Origin of the sequence: Actinacidiphila epipremni (genome assembly GCF_012034175.1) — a bacterium.
GTDB lineage: Bacteria > Actinomycetota > Actinomycetes > Streptomycetales > Streptomycetaceae > Actinacidiphila > Actinacidiphila epipremni.
On the sequence record NZ_JAATEJ010000008.1, the window covers coordinates 207,499 to 233,722 of the forward strand.

The 26,224-nt window shown below is 75.0% G+C and carries 25 protein-coding genes; 19 read left to right on the top strand and 6 right to left on the bottom strand.

Translation table 11 applies throughout. From position 1 onward, the window contains the following. Nucleotide 1: 1 nt before the first annotated feature. A complete protein-coding gene (locus HCN08_RS13255; protein WP_167983223.1) occupies nucleotides 2–997 on the bottom strand; it encodes a ketoacyl-ACP synthase III family protein in 996 nt (331 codons plus the stop codon). Between the two features lie 228 nt (nucleotides 998–1,225). On the opposite strand from HCN08_RS13255, the gene HCN08_RS36145 reads away from it, so the two are divergent. Then, nucleotides 1,226–2,419, top strand: coding sequence for a sensor histidine kinase (locus tag HCN08_RS36145; RefSeq protein ID WP_167983224.1), 1,194 nt, complete (start codon nucleotides 1,226–1,228; stop codon nucleotides 2,417–2,419). A gap of 36 nt (nucleotides 2,420–2,455) precedes the next feature. Here HCN08_RS36145 and HCN08_RS13265 read toward each other — a convergent pair whose 3' ends face one another. After that, complete coding sequence (locus tag HCN08_RS13265) at nucleotides 2,456–3,397, bottom strand: NmrA family NAD(P)-binding protein (RefSeq protein WP_167983225.1); 942 nt, start codon at nucleotides 3,395–3,397, stop codon at nucleotides 2,456–2,458. 111 nt (nucleotides 3,398–3,508) lie between these two features. Between HCN08_RS13265 and HCN08_RS13270 the strand changes: the two genes are divergently transcribed. Beyond that, nucleotides 3,509–4,396 (top strand): TetR/AcrR family transcriptional regulator, encoded by an 888-nt coding sequence (locus tag HCN08_RS13270; protein ID WP_240970047.1) that lies wholly within the window; start codon nucleotides 3,509–3,511, stop codon nucleotides 4,394–4,396. Here HCN08_RS13270 and HCN08_RS13275 read toward each other — a convergent pair. After that, a complete protein-coding gene (locus tag HCN08_RS13275) occupies nucleotides 4,336–5,316 on the bottom strand; it encodes a TIGR03557 family F420-dependent LLM class oxidoreductase (protein ID WP_167983226.1) in 981 nt (326 codons plus the stop codon). The genes HCN08_RS13270 and HCN08_RS13275 overlap by 61 nt on opposite strands. 245 nt (nucleotides 5,317–5,561) lie before the next feature. Between HCN08_RS13275 and HCN08_RS13280 the strand changes: the two genes are divergently transcribed. The 3 genes from HCN08_RS13280 (at nucleotide 5,562) to HCN08_RS13290 (ending at nucleotide 7,961) form a co-directional block, all read left to right on the top strand. Further along, nucleotides 5,562–6,311 (top strand): D-Ala-D-Ala carboxypeptidase family metallohydrolase, encoded by a 750-nt coding sequence (locus HCN08_RS13280; RefSeq protein ID WP_167983227.1) that lies wholly within the window; start codon nucleotides 5,562–5,564, stop codon nucleotides 6,309–6,311. A 203-nt stretch (nucleotides 6,312–6,514) separates the two neighbouring features. Continuing rightward, the gene (locus tag HCN08_RS13285; protein WP_167983228.1) at nucleotides 6,515–7,261 is read left to right on the top strand and encodes a DUF4097 family beta strand repeat-containing protein; all 747 of its coding nucleotides are present in this window, start codon (nucleotides 6,515–6,517) and stop codon (nucleotides 7,259–7,261) included. A 229-nt stretch (nucleotides 7,262–7,490) separates the two neighbouring features. Further along, nucleotides 7,491–7,961, top strand: a complete 471-nt coding sequence (locus HCN08_RS13290; RefSeq protein WP_167983229.1) for an ATP-binding protein — start codon at nucleotides 7,491–7,493, stop codon at nucleotides 7,959–7,961. 157 nt (nucleotides 7,962–8,118) lie between these two features. On the opposite strand, the gene HCN08_RS13295 is transcribed toward HCN08_RS13290, so the two are convergent. Then, nucleotides 8,119–8,994 (bottom strand): RNA polymerase sigma factor SigF, encoded by an 876-nt coding sequence (locus tag HCN08_RS13295; RefSeq protein WP_167983230.1) that lies wholly within the window; start codon nucleotides 8,992–8,994, stop codon nucleotides 8,119–8,121. A gap of 159 nt (nucleotides 8,995–9,153) precedes the next feature. On the opposite strand from HCN08_RS13295, the gene HCN08_RS13300 reads away from it, so the two are divergent. From HCN08_RS13300 to HCN08_RS13335, 8 genes are read left to right on the top strand one after another with little or no spacing between them, the layout of a single operon-like run. Then, the gene (locus HCN08_RS13300; protein ID WP_322974421.1) at nucleotides 9,154–9,525 is read left to right on the top strand and encodes an STAS domain-containing protein; all 372 of its coding nucleotides are present in this window, start codon (nucleotides 9,154–9,156) and stop codon (nucleotides 9,523–9,525) included. A 56-nt stretch (nucleotides 9,526–9,581) separates the two neighbouring features. Next, nucleotides 9,582–10,427 (top strand): STAS domain-containing protein, encoded by an 846-nt coding sequence (locus HCN08_RS13305; RefSeq protein ID WP_167983232.1) that lies wholly within the window; start codon nucleotides 9,582–9,584, stop codon nucleotides 10,425–10,427. Further along, a complete protein-coding gene (locus tag HCN08_RS13310; RefSeq protein ID WP_167983233.1) occupies nucleotides 10,424–10,801 on the top strand; it encodes an STAS domain-containing protein in 378 nt (125 codons plus the stop codon). Before HCN08_RS13305 ends, HCN08_RS13310 begins: the two co-directional genes overlap by 4 nt. 8 nt (nucleotides 10,802–10,809) lie before the next feature. Next, the gene (locus tag HCN08_RS13315; RefSeq protein WP_167983234.1) at nucleotides 10,810–11,226 is read left to right on the top strand and encodes an anti-sigma regulatory factor; all 417 of its coding nucleotides are present in this window, start codon (nucleotides 10,810–10,812) and stop codon (nucleotides 11,224–11,226) included. Further along, on the top strand, nucleotides 11,223–12,389 hold the full coding sequence (locus HCN08_RS13320) for an ATP-binding SpoIIE family protein phosphatase (protein ID WP_167983235.1): 1,167 nt from the start codon (nucleotides 11,223–11,225) through the stop codon (nucleotides 12,387–12,389). Before HCN08_RS13315 ends, HCN08_RS13320 begins: the two co-directional genes overlap by 4 nt. Then, nucleotides 12,386–14,215, top strand: a complete 1,830-nt coding sequence (locus HCN08_RS13325; RefSeq protein ID WP_322974422.1) for an ATP-binding protein — start codon at nucleotides 12,386–12,388, stop codon at nucleotides 14,213–14,215. The genes HCN08_RS13320 and HCN08_RS13325 overlap by 4 nt, the downstream gene beginning before the upstream one ends. Further along, a complete protein-coding gene (locus tag HCN08_RS13330) occupies nucleotides 14,212–15,807 on the top strand; it encodes a SpoIIE family protein phosphatase (protein ID WP_167983236.1) in 1,596 nt (531 codons plus the stop codon). The genes HCN08_RS13325 and HCN08_RS13330 overlap by 4 nt, the downstream gene beginning before the upstream one ends. 44 nt (nucleotides 15,808–15,851) lie before the next feature. Continuing rightward, nucleotides 15,852–16,862, top strand: coding sequence for a helix-turn-helix transcriptional regulator (locus tag HCN08_RS13335; RefSeq protein ID WP_167983237.1), 1,011 nt, complete (start codon nucleotides 15,852–15,854; stop codon nucleotides 16,860–16,862). Here HCN08_RS13335 and HCN08_RS13340 read toward each other — a convergent pair. Further along, on the bottom strand, nucleotides 16,853–17,788 hold the full coding sequence (locus tag HCN08_RS13340) for an SDR family oxidoreductase (protein ID WP_206318737.1): 936 nt from the start codon (nucleotides 17,786–17,788) through the stop codon (nucleotides 16,853–16,855). The two genes, HCN08_RS13335 and HCN08_RS13340, sit on opposite strands and share 10 nt — an antisense overlap. A 218-nt stretch (nucleotides 17,789–18,006) precedes the next feature. Between HCN08_RS13340 and HCN08_RS13345 the strand changes: the two genes are divergently transcribed. Further along, a complete protein-coding gene (locus HCN08_RS13345; protein ID WP_322974423.1) occupies nucleotides 18,007–19,791 on the top strand; it encodes an MOSC and FAD-binding oxidoreductase domain-containing protein in 1,785 nt (594 codons plus the stop codon). Nucleotides 19,792–19,812: 21 nt separating this feature from the next. Here HCN08_RS13345 and HCN08_RS13350 read toward each other — a convergent pair whose 3' ends face one another. After that, nucleotides 19,813–20,265 carry a winged helix-turn-helix transcriptional regulator gene (locus HCN08_RS13350; protein WP_167983239.1) on the bottom strand — a complete coding sequence of 151 codons (453 nt, stop codon included), beginning with the start codon at nucleotides 20,263–20,265 and terminating at the stop codon, nucleotides 19,813–19,815. Between the two features lie 153 nt (nucleotides 20,266–20,418). On the opposite strand from HCN08_RS13350, the gene HCN08_RS13355 reads away from it, so the two are divergent. The 5 genes from HCN08_RS13355 to HCN08_RS13375 all read left to right on the top strand — a co-directional run bounded on the left by HCN08_RS13355 (nucleotide 20,419) and on the right by HCN08_RS13375 (nucleotide 26,195). Next, nucleotides 20,419–21,765: an MFS transporter gene (locus HCN08_RS13355; protein WP_167983240.1), complete on the top strand. Its 1,347-nt coding sequence runs from the start codon at nucleotides 20,419–20,421 to the stop codon at nucleotides 21,763–21,765. 309 nt (nucleotides 21,766–22,074) lie between these two features. Continuing rightward, nucleotides 22,075–23,097: an isopenicillin N synthase family dioxygenase gene (locus tag HCN08_RS13360; protein WP_167983241.1), complete on the top strand. Its 1,023-nt coding sequence runs from the start codon at nucleotides 22,075–22,077 to the stop codon at nucleotides 23,095–23,097. Between the two features lie 64 nt (nucleotides 23,098–23,161). Next, on the top strand, nucleotides 23,162–24,520 hold the full coding sequence (locus HCN08_RS13365) for a bifunctional o-acetylhomoserine/o-acetylserine sulfhydrylase (protein WP_167983242.1): 1,359 nt from the start codon (nucleotides 23,162–23,164) through the stop codon (nucleotides 24,518–24,520). Then, entirely contained in the window at nucleotides 24,517–25,779 is a 1,263-nt protein-coding gene (locus tag HCN08_RS13370; protein ID WP_167983294.1) for a homoserine O-acetyltransferase family protein, read from the top strand. The genes HCN08_RS13365 and HCN08_RS13370 overlap by 4 nt, the downstream gene beginning before the upstream one ends. A gap of 83 nt (nucleotides 25,780–25,862) precedes the next feature. Continuing rightward, nucleotides 25,863–26,195: an ArsR/SmtB family transcription factor gene (locus HCN08_RS13375; RefSeq protein ID WP_167983243.1), complete on the top strand. Its 333-nt coding sequence runs from the start codon at nucleotides 25,863–25,865 to the stop codon at nucleotides 26,193–26,195. Nucleotides 26,196–26,224 lie beyond the last annotated feature (29 nt).

Genomic DNA, 26,224 nt, shown 5'->3' on the forward strand with positions numbered 1-26,224 from the left:
ATCAGAAGGAAGGCACTTCCTGGATTTCCAGCACCACCGCGGTGCAGGAGAATCCCGCGCCGCCGCCGAACAGCATCACCACGTCGCCGGGAACGACCGAACCCTTGCGCAGAATGTCCTCAAGACCGGCGAACTGGTCGCCCGCCCCGAGATGCCCGGTGCGCCGCCCGAATTCCCAGCTCGTCTGCTCGGCGCTGAATCCGTAGAGCTGCGCGTAGAGATTGTCGTCGATTCCGCCCCGGGTCGCCGCGTCGGCCACCCGCTTGACGTCCTCGATCTTCACCCCGGCCTCTTCCAGCGCCTGGTCGCGCGCGGCGTGGATGCGCCCGAAGAGCCGGGTGTAGATTTCCGTGGCGTCCACCTCGGCGGTGAACTCCTTGTACGGCGCGACCAGGTCCACCGGCACCTGCGGGTCCGGCGGCAGCTCGTCCAGCGGCCGGGTGCCGCGCGCCATCCCCTCGAAGTGGTTGTCGCTCGTCGTCACCGTCGACAGCACCCGCGCGAAGCCGCGGCCCTTGGCGAGCACCAGGGCGGTGCCGCCGTCGCCGTACATCGCCTTGCCGTGGGTGTTCCACTGGTCGATCGCCGGAGCTGCGAACCTGTCGCCCGTGGTGAGCAGGACCGCGCTGCCGCGGGTCCCCGCGGTCAGGTGGCTCGCCGCCAGTTCGAGCGCGCCCACGCCGGCGTTGCAGCGCTGGAGCACGTCGTAGGCGGGCACGTGCACCGACAGCGCCTGCGCCGCCACGTAGGAGGCCGTCGCCCAGATGCTGCGGCCCTGGAACCATATGTAGCTGTGCAGCAGCAGCCCGAATTCGGCCGGGTCGATCCCGGACCGCTCCACGGCCGTACGCCCGGCGTTGACGGCGAATTCCGGCCCCGATCCCTGCTCGGCCACCAGCACCGAGCGGTAACCGAGTTCGGCGGCCCTGCCGGCCTCGACAAGGCCCTTTTCGATCGCCGTCTCCACGGTCGTCGCCGGCGGGAGATCCGTTCCCACGCCCGCAACGTAGATGTCCTGCCAGCGCATTGACCACCGTCCATGTATCGCGAATCCAAGTGTGGCGCGCGGTCGCCCGGAACGGTCAGGAGAATTCGGCGGGGCCGCGCTTCCCACAGGGCAAGCTATGGTTGCCCGCACGGGCGCGGAACCCCTAGCCGCCCCTAGCGCCCCCTAGCCCAGATCAGCCCCGACCATCCCTGGCAACCAGCCCTCACACAGGCGGACATGGACCTCGAAGCGGAAGAAACAGCAGACGCGGCACCGCTGTTCGCGGAGTTCGACACCCGGCAGTGGCCGGCCTGGCTCGGCGAGCGCAACGCCCGGGTCAAGGACGGCGGTTCGGCCGCGAGCCGGCAGGCCCGGGTGCGCGGGTACCTCGGGCCCGCCGTCATCCTGCTCTTCCTCATCGGCCCCCTGCAGTCCGCGCTGGACGCGGACGACCTCTCCGGTACGGGCAAGGCGCTCGCGCTCGCCGACCTCGTCCTCTACGCGGCCGGCTTCGTGCTCGCCCTGCGCTTCGGGGCGCGGGCCTCGCACCGCGCCAAGGTCGCCGCGACCGGCCTGCTGCTGCTGCTCGGGGTGGGCGTGCCGCTCACCCAGCAGGACATGGCGCAGTCGGTCTACCTGCTCTACGCGATCATCGTCGCCGGGGTGCTGCTGCCGGTGCGGTGGAGCCGCCGGGTCGGGATCGGCGTCGCCGCGGCGCTCGTCGCCGTGTCGTGGATCCGGGACGGCAGCGCCGAGTGGACCGACGCGCTCGCCCTGGTCGCCGTGACGTTCGCCGTCAGCGCGCTGCTGATGCTCAACGTCACCATCTCCCGGCTGCGCGCGGCCAACGCCGTCATCGCCGAGTTCGCCACCACCTCGGAGCGCACCCGGCTCGCCCGCGACCTGCACGACCTGCTCGGCCACAGCCTCGCCACCATCACCGTCAAGGCCGGCCTGATCCGCCGCATGATCGAGAGCGACGCGGACGGCGCCGCCACCCTCGCCGAGGCCCGCGACGTCGAGACGCTGTCCCGGCAGGCGATGTCCGAGGTGCGCGCCGCCGTCACCGGCTACCACCGCATCTCGCTGGACGGCGAACTCGCCGGCGCCCGCGACGCCCTGCGCGCCGCCGGCATCGAGGCCGACATCCCCACCACCGCCGGCGACCTCGCCCCCGACCTGCGGGAAGCCTTCGCGTGGGTGCTGCGCGAGGGCGTCACCAACGTCATCAAGCACAGCGGCGCCACCCACTGCCGCATCACCGTCGGCCCCACCCACCTGGAGATCCACGACGACGGCCGCGGCGCCCCCGGCACCCCCACATCCGGCAACGGCCTGCGCGGCCTCGCCGACCGGCTCCGCCCCGTCCACGCCACCCTCACCACCCCGCCCACCCCCACCGGCTTCACGCTGCGCGCCGAAGCCTCCTGACCCCGCCCGCGGGCCCGGCCCCCGCCTCCGAAGGGGCTAGCGCGGCGGGTCGGCGGCGAGTAGGGCCCGCAGCGCGGCGGTGCCGCCCTCGTCGAGCCAGTCCGACAGGGTGCGCAGGCCCGGGTGGATGACACGCAGCGCCTCGATGTCGGCGTGCCAGCGCTGCCCTTCGAGCCAGCGCTGCCGCACCGCGGCGATCTCCGGGCCGAGCGCGGCGGCCTCCTCGCCGGTGAGCTGCTCGTACCGCAGCGGGAACCCGGTCGCGTCGGCGATCAACGCGACGGCCTCGGCCGGCGTCGGCTCGTCACCGGCCAGCTCCAGGGTGCGGCCCGCGAAGCGCTCGGGCCGGTCGAAGGCGAGCGCCGCGAACTCGGCGATGTCCGCCAGGGCGATCATCTGCAGCGGCTGGTCCGGCGGGAAAAGGTGCCGGTGGACGCCGTGGGCGAAGCCGTCGACACCGAGGCCGGACGAGCCGAGGTAGTTCGTCATGAAGCGCACCGGCCGCAGCACCGTCACCAGCGGGACGCGCTCGCGCAGATACCGCTCGATGCCCCGCTTGCCCGGCGCCGCGAACGCCGCGCCGCTCGTCGAGGCCACCCCGGTGAAGACCACCTGGCCCACCCCCGCGGCCACCGCCGCGTCGGTCAGGGCCCGGCCGCGGGCCAGCTCCAGCGCGTGGTCGCTGCCGCCCGGCCCGAACGTCACCGGCGGCACCGCGAAGAGCGCCATGGCGCCCTCCAGCGCCGGGGCCAGGGTGCCGGGTTCGTCGAAGTCCGCGACGGCGAGCTCGGCCCCGGCGTCCGCGAGCGCCACCGCGGCGGGCGCGGACTTGTCCCGTACGAGGGCCCGCACCGCCCGGCCGCCGGCCAGCAGCCGGCGCGCGGTCGCACCGCCCTGCCTGCCGGTCGCGCCGGTCACGGCGACGGGCCCGCCGGTGGACCCGGGTCCGCCGGGGGTACGTGCGGGTGTGGCGGTCATGGCGTCCTCCCCTTCCCCGGGCGGCCGTTCGGCACGGCACAGCGGATGGACCCGGGGGACAGATGGAATACTTCAACCCGGTTGGGTGCCGTCCTCAAGGGGTTCCGTGACATGACCGACAACGACGACATGACCGCGAAGACCGTACCGAGCAGCGGCGGCAGCAGCACCGGCACCAGCGGCGGCACGGGCAGCACCAGAACCGGCGACCGCGCCGACGCCCGCCGCAACCGCGCCAAGGTCCTCGCCGCCGCCGGCGACGCCTTCGCCGCGGGCGGCCTGGATGTCCCGCTCGGCGAGATCGCCCGCCGCGCGGGCGTCGGCGCCGGCACCGTCTACCGGCACTTCCCGAGCAAGCAGGCCCTGCTCGAAGCGGTGTTCGCCCAGCACCTGAGCGACCTGGCCGCCTCGGGGGAGCGCCGCATGGCCCGGTCGGAACCCGCCGACGCCTTCTACGGGTTCGTGCGGGACGTCGTCGAGAAGTCCCACCGCCGCGGCGCCGTCTGCGACCTCGTGGCCGCCGACGCGAGCTGGCCGCGCCCGGTGCTCACCGCCTCGCTGCTGCGCTTCCGCCAGGTCCTCACCGCGCTGCTGCACGCCGCGCAGCGCGCCGGCGGCGTCCGCGCCGACATCGGCCCCGACGACGTCGTGTCCCTCACCGTCGGCTGCGCCGCGGTCCTCACCGCCCGCCGCGACCGCCCCGCGGGACTGCGGCTCGTCCAGCTCACCCTCGACGGCCTCCGGCCGCCCGGCTCCGTCACGAAAGACCCGGGCTTGCGTGACACCGCCGCCCGCTGCGAGGAGTGCGGCGCCGCCCTCACCGCCCACCCCACCGGCCGCCCGCCGCGCTTCTGCGGCGCAACCTGCCGCCAGCGCGCCCACCGCCGCCGCGCCGCGCCCCACGGCACGGCGCCGGCCGGCGAGTTCGCGGACGCCCCTCAGCCGGCGTCCGCGGCTGGGCCCAGCCCGCGCAGCCGCCCGTCCAGCTCGCGCGCGTAGAAGTCCAGGAAGCCGTCCGGGTCCGGCCCGGCGTTCTGCAGCACGATCCGGTCGAAGCCCGCGTCCAGATAGCGCTGCACGGCCGCCACGTAGCGGTCCGGCTCGGGCCCACACGCGAACTTCGCCAGCACGTCCTCGACCCGCACCGTGCCGGTGGCGGCCTCGAAGTTGACCGGGTTGGGCAGCTCGCTCATCACCTTCCAGCCGGTCAGCGCCCACCGCGACGTCGTCCACGCGGCCTTCGCCGCGCTCCGCTCGTCCGTCGCCCACGCCACCGGCACCTCGGCGTACCGCGGCCCCGAGCCGCCCGCCGCCCGGTAGCCGGCGACGATCGACGGCTCGTCCTCGGTCGCGAACAGCCCGTCGCCCAGCTCCGCCGCCAGCGACGCCGAGTCCGGGCCGCTCGCGGCCACCGCGATGAGCGGCAGCCGCTCGGGCAGGTCGAAGACCCGGGCGTCGGCCAGCCGCAGGTGCCGGCCCTCGTAGGACTGGTAACCGCCGCGCCACAGCAGCCGGATGATCTCCAGGGCCTCCCGCAGCAGCTCGTGGCGCACCCGGACGGCGTCCGGGAAGCCGGTGCCGACGACATGCTCGTTGAGCCGCTCCCCGGAGCCGACGCCCAGCACGAACCGGTCGCCGCTGACGAGCGCGAGGGTGGCCGCGGCCTGCGCGACGACCGCCGGGTGGTAGCGGACCGTCGGGCACGTCACGCCGGTGGCCAGGCCGATCCGCTCGGTGCTTGCCGCGATCGCCCCGAGCACCGTCCAGGCGAAGGGGGAGTGCCCCTGGACGTCCAGCCACGGGTGGAAGTGGTCGCTCATCTCGACGAAGTCGAAGCCCGCGGCCTCGGCGCGTACCGCCTGCCGGACGAGCTCGCGCGGCCCGAAGGCCTCCGCGGCCAGCTTGTAACCGATCTCCATGCCGCCATCCTCGGCCCGCCGCCGCCCCGCGCCCCGGACCTCGTCCCCGCCGGGCGGCCATCCCATCCGAACGGCGGACCGCGCGCCCCGGCCCTACCCCCGCCCGTACTCCCGCTCGCGCCCGCCACCCGCCCGGCGGGCAATGTTCGCGCTCCCGCCTCTTGAGCACCTCACGCACCAGCGGCATGCTGGGGGCGCCCGCTCCCGCGGGCGTACGGTCCCGGCCGGTCACCGAGAGGACAACGATGGCCTCGTCTTCCTTCCCCTTCGACCGCCGCACCCTGCTGCGCGGCACCCTGGCCGCCGGCGCGGGTGCCGTGCTCGGGCCGGTCCTGCTGACCGGCGCGGCCTCCGCCTACTCCTGGTCGCGCACCCTCCAGCAGGGCATGACCGGCGCGGACGTCACCGAGCTGCAGATCCGGGTCGCCGGCTGGGCGACGGCGAGCCCCGCCCACACCCGGGTCGCCATCGACGGCGACTTCGGCCCCGGCACCGCCACCGCGGTCCGGCTCTTCCAGTCCGCCTACGGCCTCGCGTCGGACGCGATCGTCGGCCCGGCCACCCAGGCGCAGCTCAACGCGCTCCAGCAGTCCGACGGCTCGACGGTCCATTTCAACTTCAGCGAGTTCACCGACCGGGTCAGCGGCACCTTCGCCGGCGGCAAGGTCAGCGCCGCCGCGGCCAAGGAGAACGCCCGCCGGCTGATGTACAAGCTCGAAGCCCTGCGCAAGAAGCTCGGCAACGTGCCCATCACCGTCAACTCCGGCTTCCGCAGTATCGCGCACAACGCCTCGGTCGGCGGCGCGAGCGACAGCATGCACCTGTACGGCACGGCCGCCGACCTCGGCGTCGCGGGCGTGGCCAACAAGACCGTCTACAAGAAGGCCGAGACCTGCGGCTTCTCCGGCCTGGAGACGTACACCGAGGACCACCAGCACGTCGACAGCCGCGCCGACCTCGGCCGCGCCTGGTGGTGGGAGAACGGCACCATCTGAACCACCTGACGGTACGTATCCCGGCGCCGGCCGTCTCCCGCCGGCGAAGGGGTACGGAAAGCCCGCGCACGAACCCGGGGGGTTTTCCCGATGGCCGGGGCGGGCGCGTGGTCGATAGCGTCGACGAGCCGGCCCACCAGGCCCGCGAACAGCGCTTTCCTCGCGCGACCGCCACGACCTTGCCTCACGGGGAGACACACCTCATGCGCCAGCCGCGCCGCACCTTCGGGACCCTCACGGCCACCACCGTCGCCCTCGGCGGCCTCGGGCTCACCCTGGTCTCGTGCAACGCCGTCAAGGGCCGGACCGCCGAGGACGACAGCGCCCTGACCGGGACGATCACCTCCGTACGGCTGGACAACGGCTCCGGCGCCGTCTCGGTCACCGGCGTCCCGGACGGCACCGCCCTGTCCATGCACCGGAAATACGACTACCGCGGCCACAAGCCGGCGAAGACCGCACCCCGGGTCGAGGACGGCGTGCTGGTGCTCGGCGGCTGCGGCGCCAAGTGCTCGGTCGACTACACCGTGCGCGTCCCGGCCGGCATCCCGGTCACCGGCAGGTCCAGCAACGGCGCCGTCCACCTCTCCCACGTCGGCGCCGTCACGGTGACGAGCGGCAACGGCCGGGTCGACATGGACGGGGTGACCGGCGCCGTCCACGTCGGCACCGGCAACGGCACCGTCACCGCCAAGGGCCTCACCGGCGGCGCCGGCGTCCAGGTCACGACGTCCAACGGCCGGGTCGACCTCGCCCTCGGCGCCCCCGCCGACGTCCAGGTCACCACGTCCAACGGCGCCGCCACCCTCACCGTCCCGCACGGCTCCTACCGTGTGTCCGCCACGACCCGCAACGGCCATAAGGACGTCACCGTGCCCGACGACCCGGCCGGCCGCAACCGGCTCGACGTGCGGACGGCCAACGGCGCCCTCACCGTGCGGCAGGGCTGACCGCCGGGCGGCCGGCGGCCCGCGGACCGGCGGCGAAACAGGCCCCGCGCCCCCGGACCGGCACCCCGGGCGCGGTCGGCCGGCCTGCGTGCGCGGAATCCGGGCATGCGGACGGGTGGAGGTTGATATACATGGGTCCGTTGCTTCCGGTTCTGCTCACCCCGGTGGTCGCCCGCCCGCCCGGGAGCGGGCCCGCGCCTCGGGCGGCGGCAACGGGAAGGGGAGAGCGATGTGGGGACAGCGGAAGCTGACCGCGCCGGTGGGAAGCGCCGGCTCCGGGCCTGCTTCTTCCGGCCGGGTGCGCGAGGTCTACGCCGGTGAGCCGGGCGCCATCGGTGCCGCGCGCCGGCTGGCCGCCGCCTTCCTCGACGACGTGCGGACCGCGGGCACCGCGGTCGGCCCGCAGTGCGTGGCCGACGTGCAGCTGGTCGTCAGCGAGCTGGTCACCAACGCCGTCAAGCACGCCGGCGGGCCCTGCGGCGTCGAACTGCGCCTGCTCGACCGGGACACCGTGCTGGAGATCGCCGTCTGGGACGGGTCCGCGCACGGCGCCACCGTCATGGAGCCCGACCCGGAGCGCGTCGGACGGCACGGCATGGAGATCGTGACGGCGCTGTGCGGCGGCTTCGAGGTCACCCGAGTCCCCGAGGGCAAGCGCATCACGGTCCGGATGGACCTGCGCCCGGCGCCGGTGGCCTGAGCCGCCCGCAACACCCGCCCCCCCCGCGCCATGTGCGCACCTCCTGCGTCACGAGCCGACGGAGCAGGCACACGGAGCAGGCACGCAGAGGCAGCAGAAATCCCCTGGCACCGCCCGGTGCCAGGGGATCGTCGTACGCCGCCGTAAGGGCCGGGCCTCAGCGCTCGGTCAGCATTCCCGCCCGCAGCTTGGCCAGCAGCCGGGAGATGAGCCGCGAGACATGCATCTGCGAGCAGCCCAGCTCCGCGCCGATCTCGGCCTGCGTCATCTCCTCGCCGAACCGCATCTGCAGGATGCGGCGTTCGCGCTCGGTGAGCTTGTGCAGCATCGGCGCGAGCGCCTGGAAGTCCTCGACGAGCTCCATCGCCGGGTCGCACTCGCCCAGCGTCTCGGCGTACGTACGGCCCTCGTCGTCCTGGCCGTCACCCGCGGGCATGTCCAGCGAGCCGGCCGTGTAGCCGTTGGACGCCACCAGGCCCTCGATGACCTCCTCCTCGGAGATCTCCAGATACGCGGCCAGTTCCGCCACCGTCGGCGGCGCGTCGAGGACCCCGGTGAGGTGGTCGCGCGCCTTGGCCAGCTCCACCCGCAGCTCCTGGAGCCGGCGCGGCACATGCACCGCCCACGAGGTGTCACGGAAGAACCGCTTCATCTCGCCCACGATGTACGGCACCGCGAAGGTGGTGAACTCCACCTCGCGGCTGAGCTCGAACCGGTCGATCGCCTTGATCAGCCCGATGGTGCCGACCTGGAGGATGTCCTCCATCTCCTCCGGGCCGCGGCCCCGGAAGCGCCGGGCCGCGAACTGCACCAGCGACATGTTCATCTCGATGAGCGTGCCGCGCACGTACGAGAACTCGGCCGTGCCCTCCTCAAGTGACTGCAGCCGGGCGAAGAACAGCCGCGACAGCTCCCGAGCGTCGCGGGGGGAGACCTTCGCGGGCTCCGCCACAGCCGGGAGGTCGTCCAGTGAGGAACGGGTGTGGCCGGTCGGTATCGACGGCAGAGCCGTCGCTGCGGATTGCGCGGACATCGTCTCTCTTCACCTCGCATCGCCGAGTGGGACATTCTGGCCCTACCCGGCTTCGGAGGGCTTACACAACTTCGCCGGGGAGTCCGTCGCCGCACACCGGCCCGCCCCGTGCGTACCATGGCGCCCCTGGGACCCGCCCGGTGTGCGAAGGAGGAACCCGTGAGCGACCCCCGTCCCCAGCCCCACCACGACCCCGTCCTGACGGTGACCGCCGGGCCGCACGCCGCGGGCCCGGCGCTGATCACCGTCACCGGCGAACTGGACTTCTCCACCGCCGCGGACCTGCGCGACACCCTCGACGACACCCCCATGACCGCCGCCGGGCTGGTGATCGACCTCACCGGCCTGCGCTACTGCGACTCCACCGGGTTGACCGTCCTGGTCACCGCCTTCCAGCAGGCCAAGCGGGCCGGTGCGCCACTCGCCCTGGCCGGCCTGAACGCCACCCTCAACCGGGTCTTCGACATCGCGGGACTGCATGCGATCTTCCCGTCCTACCCGACGGTAGACCAGGCGGTGCTCGCGATCTGACCGCGCCGGGCCATGCCGTAGTCTCGCTCCGAACGATTGAACGAGAGGGGCGCGCCATGGCGCACGACGAGTCGGACAAGTTGGTGGGCCTGCTCACCGACGGCCAGGACGACTTCACGGCCACGTGGATACGTATCGTGACGTCCACGCTCGCCGGCCGGCTCACCGCCGCCGAGATCCAGCAGGACCTCACCGAGATGTACCAGGCGCTGCTCACCGCCCTGCGCGACGGCGGACTGCACACCAGGGGCGAGGCGTACGGCGAGGTCCGCAGCCTGCTGACCGAGCTGTCCCGCAACCGGGCCCGGCAGGGCTTCACCCCGACCGAGACCGCGGTGAGCCTGTTCTCCCTCAAGGAGGTGCTGGAGCCCGCGCTCAGCAGCCCCGAGGACGTCAGCGCCTACCTCCAGTTCTCCCGGGTGCTGGACGACCTCGGTCTCTACACCGTCGAGGTGCATGCCAAGACCCGCGAGGAGATCATCTCCGCGCAGGCCGAGCAGCTGCTCGAACTGTCCACGCCCGTGGTGAAGTTGTGGGACGGCATCGTCGGTGTCCCGCTGGTCGGCACGCTGGACTCGGCCCGCACCCAGGTCGTGATGGAAAAGCTGCTCCAGTCGCTGCTCGACCAGAACGCCACCCACGCCATCGTCGACATCACCGGTGTCCCGTCCGTCGACACGCAGGTCGCCCAGCACCTGCTCAAGACCGTGGTGGCCGCCCGGATGATGGGCGCGGAGTGCACCATCTCCGGTATCCGCCCGCAGATCGCGCAGACCATCGTGGCGCTGGGCATCGAGTTCGGCGACATCACCACCAAGGCGACCCTCGCCGACGCCCTGCGCCATGCGCTGCGGCGCATCGAGCAGAACAGGGAGACGGCGCAGATCGGCGGCCTGCTGTGACCGACCGGGTGCCGATACTCAAGATCGGCGACATCCTGCTGGTCTCCATCCAGGTCGACCTGGAGGACCAGATGGTCCTCGACCTCCAGGACGACCTGTCCCGGCGGATCGTGGAGACCGAGGCGCGCGGTGTCGTCATCGACATCTCCGCGCTGGAGATCGTCGACTCCTTCGTCGGCCGGATGCTCGCCACCATCGCCGCGATCTCCCGGGTGCTCGGCGCCGAGACCGTCGTCGTCGGCATGCGCCCGGCCGTCGCCATGACGCTGGTCGAACTGGGCCTGTCGCTCGGCGGGGTGCGGACCGCGCTCAACCTGGAGCAGGGGATCGGCGCGCTGCGCCGGGCCCGGAACCAGGGCCCGGTAAGCCGGTGATACCCGGCGTGGAGCCGGCCGAGGAGACCGCGGCCGAGGAGTCGCACATCGTCGCCAACGCCGATGTGGTCAAGGCCCGGCAGACGGTACGGGCGTATGCGCAGCGCGCCCGGCTGTCACTGGTGGACCAGACGAAGCTGGTCACGGCGGCGAGCGAACTGGCGCGCAACACCCTCACGTACGGCGGCGGCGGGACGATGCGGGTGAGCGTCGTGACGCGGGGCACCAGGACCGGCGTGAAGGTGGCCTTCCACGACGAGGGGCCCGGCATCCCGGACCTCGACCTCGCGCTGACCGACGGCTGGTCCTCCGGCAAGGGCATGGGGCTGGGGCTGAGCGGCGCCCGCCGGCTCGCCGACGAGTTCGACCTGGTGTCGCAGGCCGGCAAGGGCACGCATGTCGTGGTCGTGAAGTGGGCGCGATGAGCCCTGTCGATCCTGCCGACCCCGGAGGCCGCGCCGCCGCCGGCCGCGGCACCCCCGCAGACCCCGCCGGGCCCGCCGGCCGTGACAGCACCGCAGACCGTGCCGACCCCGCCGGCCGCGTGCTCGGGTGGGCCGAGGCCGGCGAGGTGCTGTGGCTGCGCTCCGACCAGGGCCTGGCCTCCGCCGGGCGGCGCGAGGCCGCCGTGCTCGCCCGCAAGGCCGGCCTCGGCGACCAGCGCGCCGCCGACCTCGCGCTCGCCGTCACCGAGGCCGCCACCAACATCCAGCGGCACGCGGTCGACGGCGCCCTGGCGCTGCGGGTGACCGCCCTCGCCGGCCGGGCCGCCGTCGAGGTGCTGGCCCTCGACAGCGGACCCGGCATCGCCGACGTCGCCGCCGCCCTGCGCGACGGCACCTCGACCACCGGCACCCTCGGCGTGGGCCTGGGCACCATCAGCCGGCTCGCCGACGACTTCGCCCTCCACACCCTGCCCGGCCGCGGCACCTGCGTCCACGCCCGCTTCGACGCCCCCGCCCCGCCCGGCGGCCCGGCCGCCGCCCCGCCCGGCGTGCGGGTCAGCGGCCTGACCCGGCCGATCAGCGGCGAGACGCAGTGCGGCGACACCTGGGCGGTGCGCGAGCACCCGGTCGCCGGCGGCCCGCCGCACCTGCTGGTCATGATGTGCGACGGCCTCGGCCACGGCCCGCTCGCCGCCCGGGCCGGCGACGAGGCGCGTACCGCCTTCCGTACCAGCCGCGCCGCCGAACCCGCCGCGATCCTCGCCGACATCCACACCGGGCTGAAGGGCACCCGCGGCGCCGCCGTCGCCGTCGCCCGCGTCGACCCGCGCGAGCGGCGGGTGGCGCTGTCCGGCGTCGGCAACATCACCGCCCTCGTCCTCGGCGCAGACAGCCGGCAGACCCTGATGTCCGTCCCCGGCATCGTCGGGTCCAGCCTCGGCCGCCCCCGGACCTTCAGCGCCGGCCTGCCGCCCGGCAGCGCCCTTGTGCTGCACTCCGACGGCCTCAACAGCCGCTGGCAGCCGGGGCAGTTCCCGGGCCTGATCGCGCAGGCGCCGCCGCTGATCGCCGCGCAGCTGCTGTGGCAGGCCGGCACCCGGCGCGACGACGCCGGTGTCGTCGTGGTCAAGGTGCCGTCGTGACCGCACACCCCACCGCACCCGCGCCCGGCGGTCCCGCCGCGCCGGACGACGACCCGCTGTGCCTGTTCTCGCTGGCCGTCACCGACGAGCGCGCGCTCATCGCGATGCGCCGCGACGTCCAGGAGGCGTGCCGCCGGCTCGGCATGTCGGAGGCCGACACCGTACGGCTGGCCACCGTCGTCGGCGAGGTCGGCCGCGGCCTGCTCGGCGCCCGCGCGCTCACCGGCCGCCTGGTGCTGGAGGAGGCCGAACGCCCGCGGCTCATCGCGGAGTTCGGCTGGTCGGGAGCGGTGCGCCCGGCGCCCGACGCGTTGCAGGCGGCCGGCCGGCTGCTGCACACCAGCCGCTGGGACGCCACCCCGTTTCCGCGCCTGGTTCTCGGGCAGCCGCTTCCCGTGACACCGCGGCCCCTCGCCGAGCGGGCCGCCGACGTACGAGAGGAGCTGAGGGGACTGGCCGGCGTGAGCATGGGCGAGGAGCTGCGCAGCCAGAACCGCGACCTCCTCGCCGCCCTCCAGCAGGCCCGCGCCCACCAGGAGGAGCTCCAGCGGCTCAACCAGGAGCTGGAGGAGACCAACCAGGGCGTCATGGCCCTGTACGCCGAGCTGTCCAGCGAGCTGGAGGCCACCAACAGCGGAGTCGTCGCCCTCTACGCGGAGCTGGAGGAGAAGACCCGCGAGCTGAGCCTGCTCAACGAGGCCAAGACCCGCTTCTGGGCCAACGTCAGCCATGAGCTGCGCTCCCCGGTCAACGGCGTCATCGGCCTGACCCGGCTGCTGCTCGACCCCGGCGCCGACCCGCTCACCGCGGAACAGGCCCAGCAGGTCCATATGATCGCCGGCGCGAGCAGTACCATGCTCGCCCTGGTCGAGGAACTGCTCGACGTCGCCAAGGCGGAGTCCGGGCGGCTGGAGCCGGAACTGGTCCCGGTCGACCTGCGCATGGTGCTGCACCAGCTGCACGGCACCCTCAGCGGCACCGCCCGCCCCGGCGTCCCGCTGGTCGTCCCCGACGTGCTGCCCGACAGCCCGGCAGGGCCCCTGGTCACCGACGAGGTCATGCTCACCCGGGTGCTGCGCAACGTGCTGTCCAACAGCCTGAAGTTCACCGAGCACGGGCGGGTCGAGCTGACCGTGGACTTCACCGAGCGCGCCGGGCACCCCTGGTGCGTGCTGACCGTCACCGACACCGGCGTCGGCATCCCGGTCGAGGAACAGGCCCGGGTCTTCGAGGAGTTCTACCAGGTCCGCGGCCCGCACCAGCGGGCCCGCTCCGGCACCGGCCTCGGCCTGCCCTACGCGCGCCGGCTCACCGAGCTGCTCGGCGGGCGCATGATGCTGGACAGCGCCCCCGGCGCCGGCACCACCGTGACCGTCGAGATCCCCTCCGGGACCGCACCGCGCCCCGGCGACCCCGCCGGCGGCGGCCCGCGCCTGGAGCGGGTCGTCCTCGTCGACGACGACCCCGTCTTCCGCACCACCGTACGGCCCGCCCTCGCGCAGCTCGCCCGCGAGGTCACCGAGGTCGGCGTCAGCGCGCAGGCCATCGCCGTGATCCGCCGCGAGCGCCCGGACGCGGTCCTGCTCGACCTCACCATGCCGCCGCCCGACGGCTACCAGCTGCTCGCCCGGATGGCCGAGGACCGCGAGCTGGACCGGGTCCCGGTGGTCGTGCTGACCGCCAACGACCCGTCGGGCGTGGACTCCTCCCGGCTCGTGCACGCGCTGGCCGTCCTCGGCAAGACGCATCTGACGACCGCCCGGCTGGCCGACGTGCTCTCCCCGGTGCTGCCCCGGCCGCGCGACCCCGGGACGGCGCGGCCGTGACCGCGACGGGGCCCGCGCCGGGCGAGGGCGCCCGGGTGCTGCTGGTCGACGACAACCCCACCAACCGGTACGTGCTCGGCACCCACCTGCGGCGGGCCGGGCACGAGGTGCTGGAGGCCGAGGACGGCCGCGGCGCCCTCGACCTGCTGCGGCACACCGCCGAACTGCCGGAGATCGCCGTGATCGACGTGCGGCTGCCCGACATGACCGGCTTCGAGGTCTGCGAGTCGGTCAAGGCCGACGCCAGGACGGCGGGACTGCCCGTCATCCACGTCTCCGCGGCGGCCATCAGCGTCACCGACCGCGCGCAGGGCCTCAACCGCGGCGCGGACGCGTATCTCACCGAGCCCGTCGCGCCCAACGAACTGCTCGCCACCGTGGGCGCGGTGCTCCGCTACGCCCGGGCCCGGCAGCGCGCCGAGACGCTCGCGACCCGGCTGGCCGAACTCAACCGCGCCACCCTGGACTTCTACCGCGCCGACAGTGTCGCGGACCTCGCCGCCCGGGCCGCGGGCGGCGCCGCGCGGATGTTCGGCACGCATGCGCTGGTCGTCGTCCGCACGGCCGAGGACGGCCTGGTCCAGGCGCTGCGCACCCCCGGCGGCGCCCCGGTGCCCGAGGGCTCCGAGCGGTTCGCCCGCGAGGTGATGCGGCTGCGGGCCCGCGACGACGCGGGCGTCCACATGGAGACCGTGCCGGCCGGCCGGCTCGCCGGCACCGATCCGCTCACCGGCGGCAGCGCGCCGCTCGCCGTCGCCGTGGCCCGCGTCAAGGGCACCGGCTCGGCGGCGGCCGTCGTGCTGCCGCGCGGCGCGCTCGGCGACGACGACCCCGAGGTGCTCACCCAGCTCGCGCACGCCTGCGCCCTGTCGCTGGAGGCGCTGCGCTCCTACCGCGAGGAGCACGCGCTCGCGCTGACCCTCCAGCGCACCTTCCTGCCCGCCTCGCTGCCGGCCAGCCCGCTCGCCGAACTCGCCGTGCGCTACCTGCCGGCCGGCCAGACCGCGGAGATCGGCGGCGACTTCTACGAGGCGCTGCCGGTGCCCGACGGGCTGATGCTGGCCGTCGGGGACGTCACCGGGCACTCGCTGGACGCGGCCGTCGTCATGGGCGAGCTGCGGCACGCGCTGCGGGCGTACGCGCTGGAGGGCCACGGGCCGCATGTCGTGCTGGGCCACCTGGAACGGCTGCTGCACCAGGTCGGCTCGCCGGTGGGCGCGACGCTGTGCGTGGTGCTGGTGGAGGAGTCCGGCCGTGCCGTCCAGATCGCCAACGCCGGCCATCTGCCGCCGGCGATCCGCGAGCCCGGCGGCGCCACGTACTTCCTGCGCGACCACGGCCCGATGCTCGGCCTCGGCCTCCCGCACCCGCCCGCCGTCCGCGTCCCCCTCCCGGCCGGCACCCGCCTCGTCATGGTCACCGACGGCCTCCTCGAACGCCGCGGCGGCGACCTGGACGAGGCGATGACCCGCATGGCCGCGCTGCTGACCACCGCCCCCGACGACGTCGAGTCCGTCTGCGACCTGCTCCTGACCCACTTCCCACCCGACGGCGACGACGACGTGGCCCTGATGGCAGCCCGCCTGCGCTGACGCCGCGTCCGTGGTGGGCGGGCGGATCGGGGATGCTTGGCCGCATGCGTGCTGCTCGACTGATCCGTATGGCGCTGCTCGTGCAGTCCAGGCCCGGGCTGACCGCTGCCGCGCTCGCGCGTGAGTTGGAGGTGTCCGCGCGGACCGTGATCCGTGACGCGCAGGCGCTGCAAGAAGCGGGCGTGCCCATACGGGCCGAGCGGGGCAGGGGCGGCGGCTACCACCTCGCGCCGGGGCACCGTACGCGGCTCACCACGCTGCACCCCACCGAGGCCGAGACGCTGTACCTCTCCGGCCTGCCGACCGCGCTGCGCGACCTGGGCCTGTCCGACGCGGCCGGCGCCGCGCGGCTCAAGCTCTCCGCGACGCTGCTGCCCTCGCTGCGCGCCGCCGCCGAATCCTCCGTGCGGCGCTTCCACCTCGACGCCCCGGCCTGGTTCCGCGAACCCTCCGCGCCGCAGGTGCTGCCCGAGCTCGCCCGCGCGGTGTGGTCCGACCGCACCGTCGAGCTCGGCTACGCCCGGCCCGCCGGCGAGGACGCCGCGCCGCACACGGTGACCCGGCGGCTGGAGCCGTACGGGCTCGTCCTCAAGGCGGGCGTCTGGTACGTCGTCGGCCGCGTCCCGCAGGCGGCGCAGTGGCGTACCTACCGCGTGGACCGGATACGCGAACTCACCGATACGGGCCCGGAGTTCGCGCGCGACCCCGGCTTCGACCTCGCCGGCTACTGGCAGGCGCACTCCGCCGCCTTCGCCCGGGCGCTGCTGCGCGAGACCGTACGGCTGCGGCTGACGCCGGAGGGCCTGCGCCGGCTGCCCGGCGTGGCGGACCCGGCCGGCGCGGCCGAGGCGCTGGCCTCGGCGTCCGCGCCCGACGCCGCCGGGCGGGTGACGCTCGACCTGCCGGTGGAGTCGCAGGACGTCGCCTTCGCCCAGCTGTGCGTGCTGGGCGCGGACGCCGAGGTGCTGGCGCCGGCGGCCCTGCGTGCCCGCTTCCGCACGCACGCGCGGGGCCTGGCCGCGCTCTACGCCGGCGCCGACGGCGATCAGCGGTAGTCCTCCGCGGGCGCGTCCTTGCCGTCGTGCACCACGTCCTGGATGTAGCCCCACGCGTCCGGCCGGCTGCCGTCCACGTCCCGCACCCCGTAGACCCGGGCCAGCTCCGCGCTGGAGGTGGACCTGCCGTTCCAGCGCGCGGCCCGCTCCGGGTCGGCGGCGAGCGCGGCGAGGCCGCGGGCCAGATACCGCGGCGACTCCGCGATGGCGAACACCGGGTCCTTGGCGACCGCGTCCCGCCAGTTCTCCTCGGTCACGCCGAAGTGCGCGAGCATCTGCTCCGAGCGCAGGAAGCCGGGCGTGACGGCGACCGCCGTCCCCCCGTACGGCGCCAGCTCCTCGCCGAGCCCGAAGGCGATCCGGATCGGCGCGTTCTTGGCGAGGTCGTAGTACAGATTCTCCCGGTAGCGCGCGTTGTACTCCGCCGTGCCGTCGGTGACCTCGACATGCAGCGGCGCGTCGGAGCGGATGAGCAGCGGCAGCGCGAGCGCGGCGGTCACGACGTGCGAGCGCACCCCCAGGTCCAGGATGCGCAGCCCGGTGTCCAGCGGCGTCTCCCAGCTCTTCTTGCCGAAGACGGAGCCGGCGAGCAGGTGCTCCCCGCCCCACAGGTCGTTGACCAGGATGTCCAGCCGCCCCCGCTCGCCGTCGATCCGCCCGACGAGGGCCCGTACCCGCTCCTGGTCCAGGTGGTCGGTCGGCACGGCGATCCCCTCGCCGCCGGCCGCGGTCACCAGCTCCGCGGTCTCCTCGACGGTCTCCGTCCCGCGCCCGACCTCGCTGACCTGCTCCCGCGTCGTCCGCCCGGTGACGTAGACGGTGGCCCCTGCGCGCCCCAGCTCGACGGCGATCGCCCGCCCCGCCCCCCGCGTCGCCCCGGCGACGAGCGCGATCCGGCCGGCGAGCGTTTTCGTGGTGTTGTCCATGCTTCCACGGTGCACGCCAAAGGTGACAGCTCCCGTCACCATTCCCCGCGGCCCCGTTCTTTTTGCTCCGGCCCGGGAACCCGCCCTACAGCGCGCGCACCGCTGTGCCGCCGCGCGGCGACCGCGGACGTACGCGCGTACGCTGGCGGGAAGGACCGGGAGGAACCGGGAGGAACCGGGGGGACGCGGGGGCGGGGCGACCCGAGGGAGGTGGCGCCGTGGCCGGGCTGGTAGCCGTGAGCGTGGGGATGCCGAAGGACGTGCCCTGGCACGGGAAGACCGTCCGCACCGGCGTGTACAAGCAGCCGGTGAGCGGGCCGCGGATGGCGCGGCGGCTCAACATCGACGGTGACGGCCAGGGCGATCTCCACGGGCACGGCGGGGAGCAGCGCGCGGTGCTGGTCTACCAGGCCGACTCCTACCGCCACTGGGCCCGGGAGATGGGCCGCGACGACCTCACGCCGGGCATCTTCGGGGAGAACTTCACCGTCGACGGACTGCCGGACGACGAGGTCTGCATCGGCGACCGCTACCGCGTCGGCGGCGCGCTCTTCGAGGTCACGCAGCCCCGGGTGACCTGCTACCGGGTGGGCCTGCGGCTGGGGGAGCCGCGCATGGCGGCGCTGCTGGTCGCGCACCACCGCCCCGGGTTCTACCTGCGGGTGATCGAGGAGGGCGAGGTCGAGGCGGGGCAGGAGATCGTCAAGGTCGCCACCGGGCCCGAGGCGATGACCGTCGCGGAGATCGACGCGGTGCTCTACCTGCCCGGGCACACCCGCGAGCAGGTCGAGCGGGCGCTGCGGATCCCCGCGCTCAGCCCCGGCTGGCAGGCGTCGCTGCGCACCCTGCGCGACCAGGACGCCGGGGGCGGCCCGGGCGCGGGCGGCGCCCCGGCCTCCGGCAGCGCCGGCCTGAACACCGCGGCGACCGCCCCGCCCCCGGCGTGGCCGGGCTTCCGCCCTCTGGTCGTCACCCGCATCGAGCCCGAGAGCCGCAGCGTCTTCTCGCTGCACCTGGCCGCCCCCGACGGCTCCGCGCTGCCCGACGCGCTGCCGGGGCAGTTCCTCACCGTCAAGGTCCGGCCCGACGGGAGCGGCCCGCCGCTGATCCGCAGCTACTCGCTGTCCGGCGAGCCCGGCACCGGCACGTACCGGATCAGCGTGAAGGCCGAGCCGCACGGCGCGGCCAGCAACCGCCTGCGCCGCCATGTGCGCACCGGCGACCGCCTGGACTGCGCCGCGCCCCGCGGCACCTTCTGCCTCGCCGACGGCGACAACCCGGTGGTGCTGCTCTCCGCGGGCGTCGGGGTCACCCCGGTGCTGGCCATGCTGCACACCCTGGCCCACGACCACTCCGACCGCGAGGTGTGGTGGCTGCACGGGGCGCACGACGGCGCGGAGCACCCGTTCGCCCGGGAGAGCCGGGAGCTGGTCGGCGCGCTCGCGCACGCCCGCGCGGAGGTCTACTACAGCAGGCCGGCCGCCGGCGACCGCCGCGGCGTCGACTACACCGACACCGGCCACCTGTCGCCCGAGCGCGTCCGGGGCCTCGGCCTGCCCGCCGAGGCCGACGCCTACCTGTGCGGGCCCGAGGGCTTCATGGCCGGCGTCACCGGCGCGCTCGCCGACGTCGGGCTGCCCGCCTCCCGCGTCCACACCGAGACCTTCGGCGCGACCGCCGCGCTGACCCCCGGCATCAAGGACCACGCCGCCACCGCCCCCCACCAGCCCGCCGACCGCACCGGCACCGGCCCCACCGTGTCCTTCGCCCGCAGCGGCCTTGAGGTCCCGTGGGACGACGCCCGGGACTCGCTGCTGGAACTCGCCGAGGCGTGCGACGTGCCCGTCCAGTGGTCGTGCCGCACGGGCGTCTGCCACACCTGCGAACTCCCGCTGCTGTCCGGCAAGGTGGCCTACTCGCCCGACCCCGTCGAGCCGCCCGCCGAGGGCGACGTGCTGATCTGCTGCTCCAGGCCGACCCAGGAGGTCGTCCTCGACTTGTAGCGCGCCCCGGGCCGCGCCGGGTCAGCGGCCGGCGACCTTGCGGACGGTCGTGTCGTCCGGGTCCAGCCGGCGCCCGTCGGCCGACCGCACCTCCAGGGCCCGCAGGGGCCGCCCGTCGCGGCGGTCGACGAGCTGAGAGTGCGGCTCCCCGGGGGCGAAGGAATTCTGCTCGCCCCATTGCCGCAGGGCCACGACGACCGGGAAGAGGGCCCGGCCCTTCCCGGTCAGGACGTACTCGCGGTAGGCGCTGCCGTCCGAGGCCGGCACGGTCTCCAGGACGCCGCCGGCGACCAGGGTGCGCAGCCGGGCGGTGAGGATGTTCTTGGCCACGCCGAGGCCGCGCTGGAACTCCCCGAAGCGCCGGCTGCCGTCGAAGGCGTCCCGCACGATCAGCAGCGACCACCAGTCGCCGATCGCGTCCACCGAGCGGGCGACGGGGCATTCGCTGTCGTCGAAGCGGGTCCTGGTCACCATGGCGTGCCTCGCTCCCTCCGCGGACCCGGCCAGATCCGGTTGCAACATGCTACCAGATACGGCTACCGTCACCGCTGGTGGCAAGTTGCAACCAGAAGCCGCCGGACAGCGGCGGAAGCGCCGCGAGACGGCCGCGAGAGGCAGGGAGCGCCGATGCCCGGCAACGAGGAACCCCGGACCGCGGGCCCGCAGAGCCCGCCGTTCACCCTGTCCCGCCGCGTCGTCGCGCTCTTCGCCGTCGCCTGCGGGACCGCCGTCGCCAACGTGTACTTCGCCCAGCCGCTCCTGGTGACCATGGGCCGCGACCTCGCCCTGAGCCCGGCCCTGGTCGGCGGCGTGGTCGCCCTCACCCAGGCCGGCTACGCGCTCGGCCTGCTCCTCCTCGTCCCGCTCGGCGACATCGCCGACCGCCGGCGCCTGGTCGTCGGCCAACTGCTGGGCCTGACCGCCGCGCTGGCCGTGGTGGCGACCGCCCCCACCGCGCCGGTGCTGCTCGCCGGCCTGGCCGCGGTGGGCCTGCTCGCGGTCGTCACCCAGACCCTCGTCGCCTTCGCCGCCTCCCTCGCCCCGCCCGCCGCGCGCGGCCGGGTCGTCGGCCTGGTCACCAGCGGCGTGGTCGTCGGCATCCTGCTCGCCCGCACCGCCTCCGGCGCCGTCGCCGACCTCGCCGGCTGGCGCGCGGTCTACCTCGCCTCCGCCGCGCTCACCGCCCTGCTCGCCCTCGTCCTGCACCGGGTACTGCCCCGCCGCGCCCACCCGCCCGCCACCCTGCGCTACGGGCAACTGCTGCGCTCCACCGTCACCCTCTTCGCCCGCGAACCGCTGCTGCGGGTCAGGGCGGTGTTCGCGCTGCTGGTCTTCGCCGCCTTCAGCACCCTGTGGAGCAGCGTCGCCCTGCCGCTGAGCGCGCCGCCGTACGACCTGTCCCACACCGCCATCGGCGCGCTGGGCCTGCTCGGCGCCGCCGGGGCGCTGGCCGCGGGCGCCGCCGGGCGGCTGGGCGACCGCGGGCACGCCGGGCCGACCACCGGCGCCGCCTTCGCGCTGCTCACCGCCTCCTGGCTGCCGCTGGCCCTCACCCGCAGCTCGCTGTGGGCGCTGGCCGCCGGCGTGGTCCTGCTGGACCTCGCCGTGCAGGCGGTCCACGTCACCAACCAGACCCTCATCCACGCCCTGCACCCGGACGCCGGGAGCCGGCTCATCGGCGGCTACATGGTCTTCTACTCCGCCGGCAGCGCCACCGGCGCCCTCGCCGCGACCGCGCTCTACGCCGCGGCCGGCTGGGCCGCGGTCTGCGCGCTGGGCGCGGCCTTCAGCGTCCTCGGGCTCGTGCTGTGGGCGCTCACCCGGCACATGACCGCCCGTACCGCCCCGCACCCGACCCCGGGCGCGACCGCGGCCCCGCATATGCCCCCGGACCCGGGCATCCCGGCGGCGACGGGCCGTCACCTTGCCCCAGGGGCAGAGGGGGTGGACGGCCGGTGCGGGGGTGTGTTTTGATCCCGTGCATGAGGACTCCTGGCCAGGCCGCGGCACACACCGTGCTGCTCGACCCGTTCTGGGTCGGCCGCCGCGCCGACCAGTTCGACCAGATCTGTCGCTGAGCGCGCCTCCGCCGCCCGCGACACCGCCCTCCCGGTCCCGCCTGCCTCCCAGGTGACCGGCGTTCCCCGGCGCGACCGCGCGGCGGCACCCCGCCGCGCGACGCCCGCAGCACCCGACCCGTACCACCGGTACGGGCACTCCGGCGCCCGCGCGCACCCGCCGTGACCCACGGCCGCCAGCCGCAGGCCGACCCGGAGGACTCCCATGGCGCAGCACCCGCCCCTGCCCGTCGTCGACATCTCCGCCTTCCGCGACCCCGCCGCCGATCGCGACGCCTTCCTCGCCGGGCTGCGCGCCGCCGCCCACGACGTCGGCTTCTTCCTCGTCACCGGCCACGGCTTCCCGGCCGCCCTCCAGGAGGAGGCGCTCCGGGCCGCACACGACTTCTTCGCGCTGCCCGAGGAGCGGCGGCTGGAGATCGAGAACGTCAACTCCCCGCACTTCCGCGGCTATACGCGCACCGGCACCGAGCACACCGCCGGCCGGGCCGACTGGCGCGAGCAGCTCGACATCGGGCCCGAGCGCGAGCCCGTGCCGACCGCCCCCGGCGACCCCGACTACCTGCGGCTGATCGGCCCCAACCAGTGGCCCTCCGCGCTGCCGGGGCTGCGCGGCACCGTGCTGCGCTGGCAGGCCGAGGCGCTGCGGGTCGGCCGCGAGGTGCTGCGGGCGCTCGCCGCCGCCCTCGGCCAGGACGAGGACCACTTCGACCGCTGGTTCGACGACGAGGCGGCCGTCCACCTCAAGATCGTGCACTACCCGCCGCGGCCGGCCCGCGACGCCGACCAGGGCGTCGGCGCGCACAAGGACTACGGCTACCTCGCGCTGCTCCAGCAGGACGGCGTCGGCGGGCTCCAGGTGCGGCGCGACGACGGCGGCTGGACCGATGTGCCGCCGGTGCCCGGCGCGTTCGTCGTCAACATCGGCGAGATGCTGGAGATCGCGACCGGCGGCTACCTCAAGGCCACCGCGCACCGGGTGGTCAGCCCGCGGGCCGGCGTCGACCGCTACTCCCTGCCGTTCTTCCTCGCCCCGCGCCTGGACGCCGTCGTCGAGCCGCTGACCCTGCCGCCCGAGCTCGCCGCGCGGGCCCGCGGCGTCAGCGACGACCCGGACAACCCGCTGCTCGCGCAGTACGGGGCCAACGCCCTGCTGGGCTGGCTGCGTTCGCACCCGCGGGTCGCCGAGCGCTGGTGGCCCGACGTCCTCGCCCGCCGGCCGGCCTGACCGCACGGCCCGCGCCCCGCACACCCACCCCGTACCCCCACCCCGTATCCCCGCCAGGAGAGCCATGAGCCAGCCCATCGACTCCGTCACCGCCGGCCACACCCCCGAGGAGGCCGCCGCCGACCCCGCGGCGGCCTGGTCCTTCGAGACCCGCCAGGTGCACGCCGGCGCCGTCCCCGACCCGGCCACCGGGGCGCGGGCGGTGCCGATCTACCAGACGACGTCCTTCGTCTTCCGCGACACGCGCCACGCCGCCGACCTGTTCTCGCTCGCCGAGCCCGGCAACATCTACACCCGCATCCACAACCCCACGCAGGACGTCCTGGAACAGCGACTGGCCGCCCTGGAGGGCGGGGTCGCGGCCGTCGCCGTGGCCTCCGGGCAGGCGGCCGAGACGCTGGCGATCCTGACGCTCGCCAAGGCCGGCGACCACATCGTCTCCAGCGCCTCCCTCTACGGCGGCACCTACAACCTCTTCCACCACACCCTGCCGAAGTTCGGCATCCAGGTGTCCTTCGTCGACGACCCCGACGACACCGAGGCGTGGCGGGCCGCGATCGGCCCGCGGACCAAGGCGCTGTTCGCCGAGACGCTGGGCAACCCGCGCGGCAACGTCCTGGACGTGCGGGCCGTCGCGGACGTCGCGCACGCCGCGGGCGTGCCGCTGATCGTCGACAACACCGTGCCGACGCCGTATCTGCTGCGGCCCGTCGAGCACGGCGCGGACATCGTGGTGCACTCGGCGACGAAGTTCCTCGGCGGGCACGGCACCACGATCGGCGGTGTCGTGATCGACGGCGGCACCTTCGACTTTGGCGCGCACGCCGACCGCTTCCCCGACTTCACCGAGCCCGACCCCAGCTACCACGGCCTGAAGTACTGGGAGGCCCTGGGCCCCGGCGCCTTCGCGATCAAGCTGCGGGTGCAGCTGCTGCGCGACCTCGGCCCGGCGCTCTCCCCGCACTCGGCCTTCCTGCTGCTCCAGGGCGTCGAGACGCTGTCGCTGCGGCTGGAGCGGCACTCGGCGAACGCCCAGGCCCTCGCGGAGTGGCTGGAGGCGCGCGACGAGGTCGAGGCCGTCCACTACGCGGGCCTGCCCTCCAGCCCGTGGTACGAGGCCGGGCAGCGCTACCTGCCGCGCGGGGCCGGCGCGGTGCTGGCCTTCGAGCTGCGCGACGGGGCGGACGCCGGGCGGCGGTTCGTCGACGGCGTGCAGCTGTTCAGCCACCTGGCCAACATCGGCGACGTCCGCAGCCTGATCATCCACCCGGCGTCCACGACCCACAGCCAGCTCGACGAGGCGCAGCTCGCCGCGACCGGCACCTCGCCCGGCCTGGTACGGCTCTCGGCCGGCATCGAGAACCTCGCCGACCTCACGGCCGACCTGGAGGCGGGCTTCCGCGCGGCGAAGGGCGCGTCCTGAACACCAGCGGAACCCGGCCGGCGCCCGCCGGGGTCCCCCTGCCGCCCGCCTCCGGGGCGTGGCAGCCGGGGGACCCCGCCGGCCGCCGCCTGCTGCACGACCTGCCCGGCCCGCTGCCGCTGGAAGCCGGCGGCGAACTCCCGGGCGTACGGATCGCGTACGAGACATGGGGCCGGCTCGCGGCCGACGGCTCCAACGCGGTGCTGGTGCTGCACGCGCTGACCGGCGACAGCCACGTGGCGGGGGAGAAGGAGCCGGGACACCCCACCGCGGGCTGGTGGGACGCCGTCGTCGGGCCCGGCCGGGCGCTGGACACCGACCGCTACTTCGTCGTCGCGCCGAACGTGCTGGGCGGCTGCCAGGGCTCCACCGGCCCGTCGTCGTACCGGCCGCCGTCCCCGGCCGTGCGCGAGGACCCGCCCGCGGACACCCCCGCGGACCCGCCCGCCTCGAACGGGCCCGCGCCGTACGGGACTTCGCTGTCGTGCGGGCCGCGCCGCCGCTGGGGCGGGGCGTTCCCCTTCCTCACCCAGGCCGACCAGGTCGCGGCCGAGGCGTCGCTCGCCGACGCGCTCGGCATCGGGCGCTGGGCGGCCGTCGTCGGCGGGTCGATGGGCGGGATGCGGGCCCTGGAGTGGGCGGTGGGCCGGCCCGAGCGGGTCGGGGCGCTGCTGCTGCTCGCGACCACCGCGGCGGCCAGCGCCGAGCAGATCGGCTGGGCCTCGGTGCAGCTGCACGCCATCCGCTCCGACCCGCGGTGGCGCGGCGGCGACTACCACGACGCGGGCCCCGGCGGCGGCCCCGCGGCCGGGCTGGGGCTCGCCCGGCGGCTGGCCCATATGACGTACCGCAGCGAGGCGGAGCTGGCGGCGCGCTTCGGCCGCACGGCGCAGGGCGCCGAGGACCCGTGGCACGGCGGGCGCTACGCCGTCGAGTCCTACCTCGACCACCACGCCGGCTCGCTGGTACGGCGGTTCGACGCGGCCAGCTACGTCGTCCTGACCGAGGCGATGAACGCGCACGACGTCGGGCGCGGGCGCGGCGGCACGGCGGCGGCACTGCGGAGGGTCACCGCGCGCACGATCGTCGCCGGCGTGGACTCCGACCGGCTCTACCCGCCGCACCAGCAGGCCGAGCTCGCCGCCGGCATCCCCGGCTCCGACCGGCTGCGGGTGGTGGAGTCGCCGTACGGGCACGACGGCTTCCTCATCGAGACCGGCCAGGTCGGGGCGCTGCTGCGGGAGCTGCTGGCCGGCTGACGGCGGCCCGCGCCGCGCCCGCGGACACCCCTCGTATCGGGATATCCTGATCCAAGGGGACGGACGAGGAGAGGCGGCTCGCGGTGAGCGGTGGCGCGGCGGCGGACCCCGAGCGGCTGGTCGAGGTCTTCAAGGCGCTGGCGAACCCGGCCCGGTTGCAGATCCTGCGCTGGCTCAAGGAGCCGGAGGCCAACTTCGCCGCCTACGAGCCGATCGCCGACCGCCGGGCGTACGGGGTGTGCGTGACGCACATCCAGGCGAAGTCGGGCCTGGCCCAGTCGACCGTCTCCAGCTACATGGCGACGCTGGAGCGCGCCGGGCTGGTCAGGTCGAGCCGGATCGGGAAGTGGACGCACTACCGGCGCGACGCCGAGCGGATCGCCGAGCTGGCCCGGTCGTTCGGCACCGAGGTCTGAGCCGGATCGCGCGACGGCCGCCAAGGCCC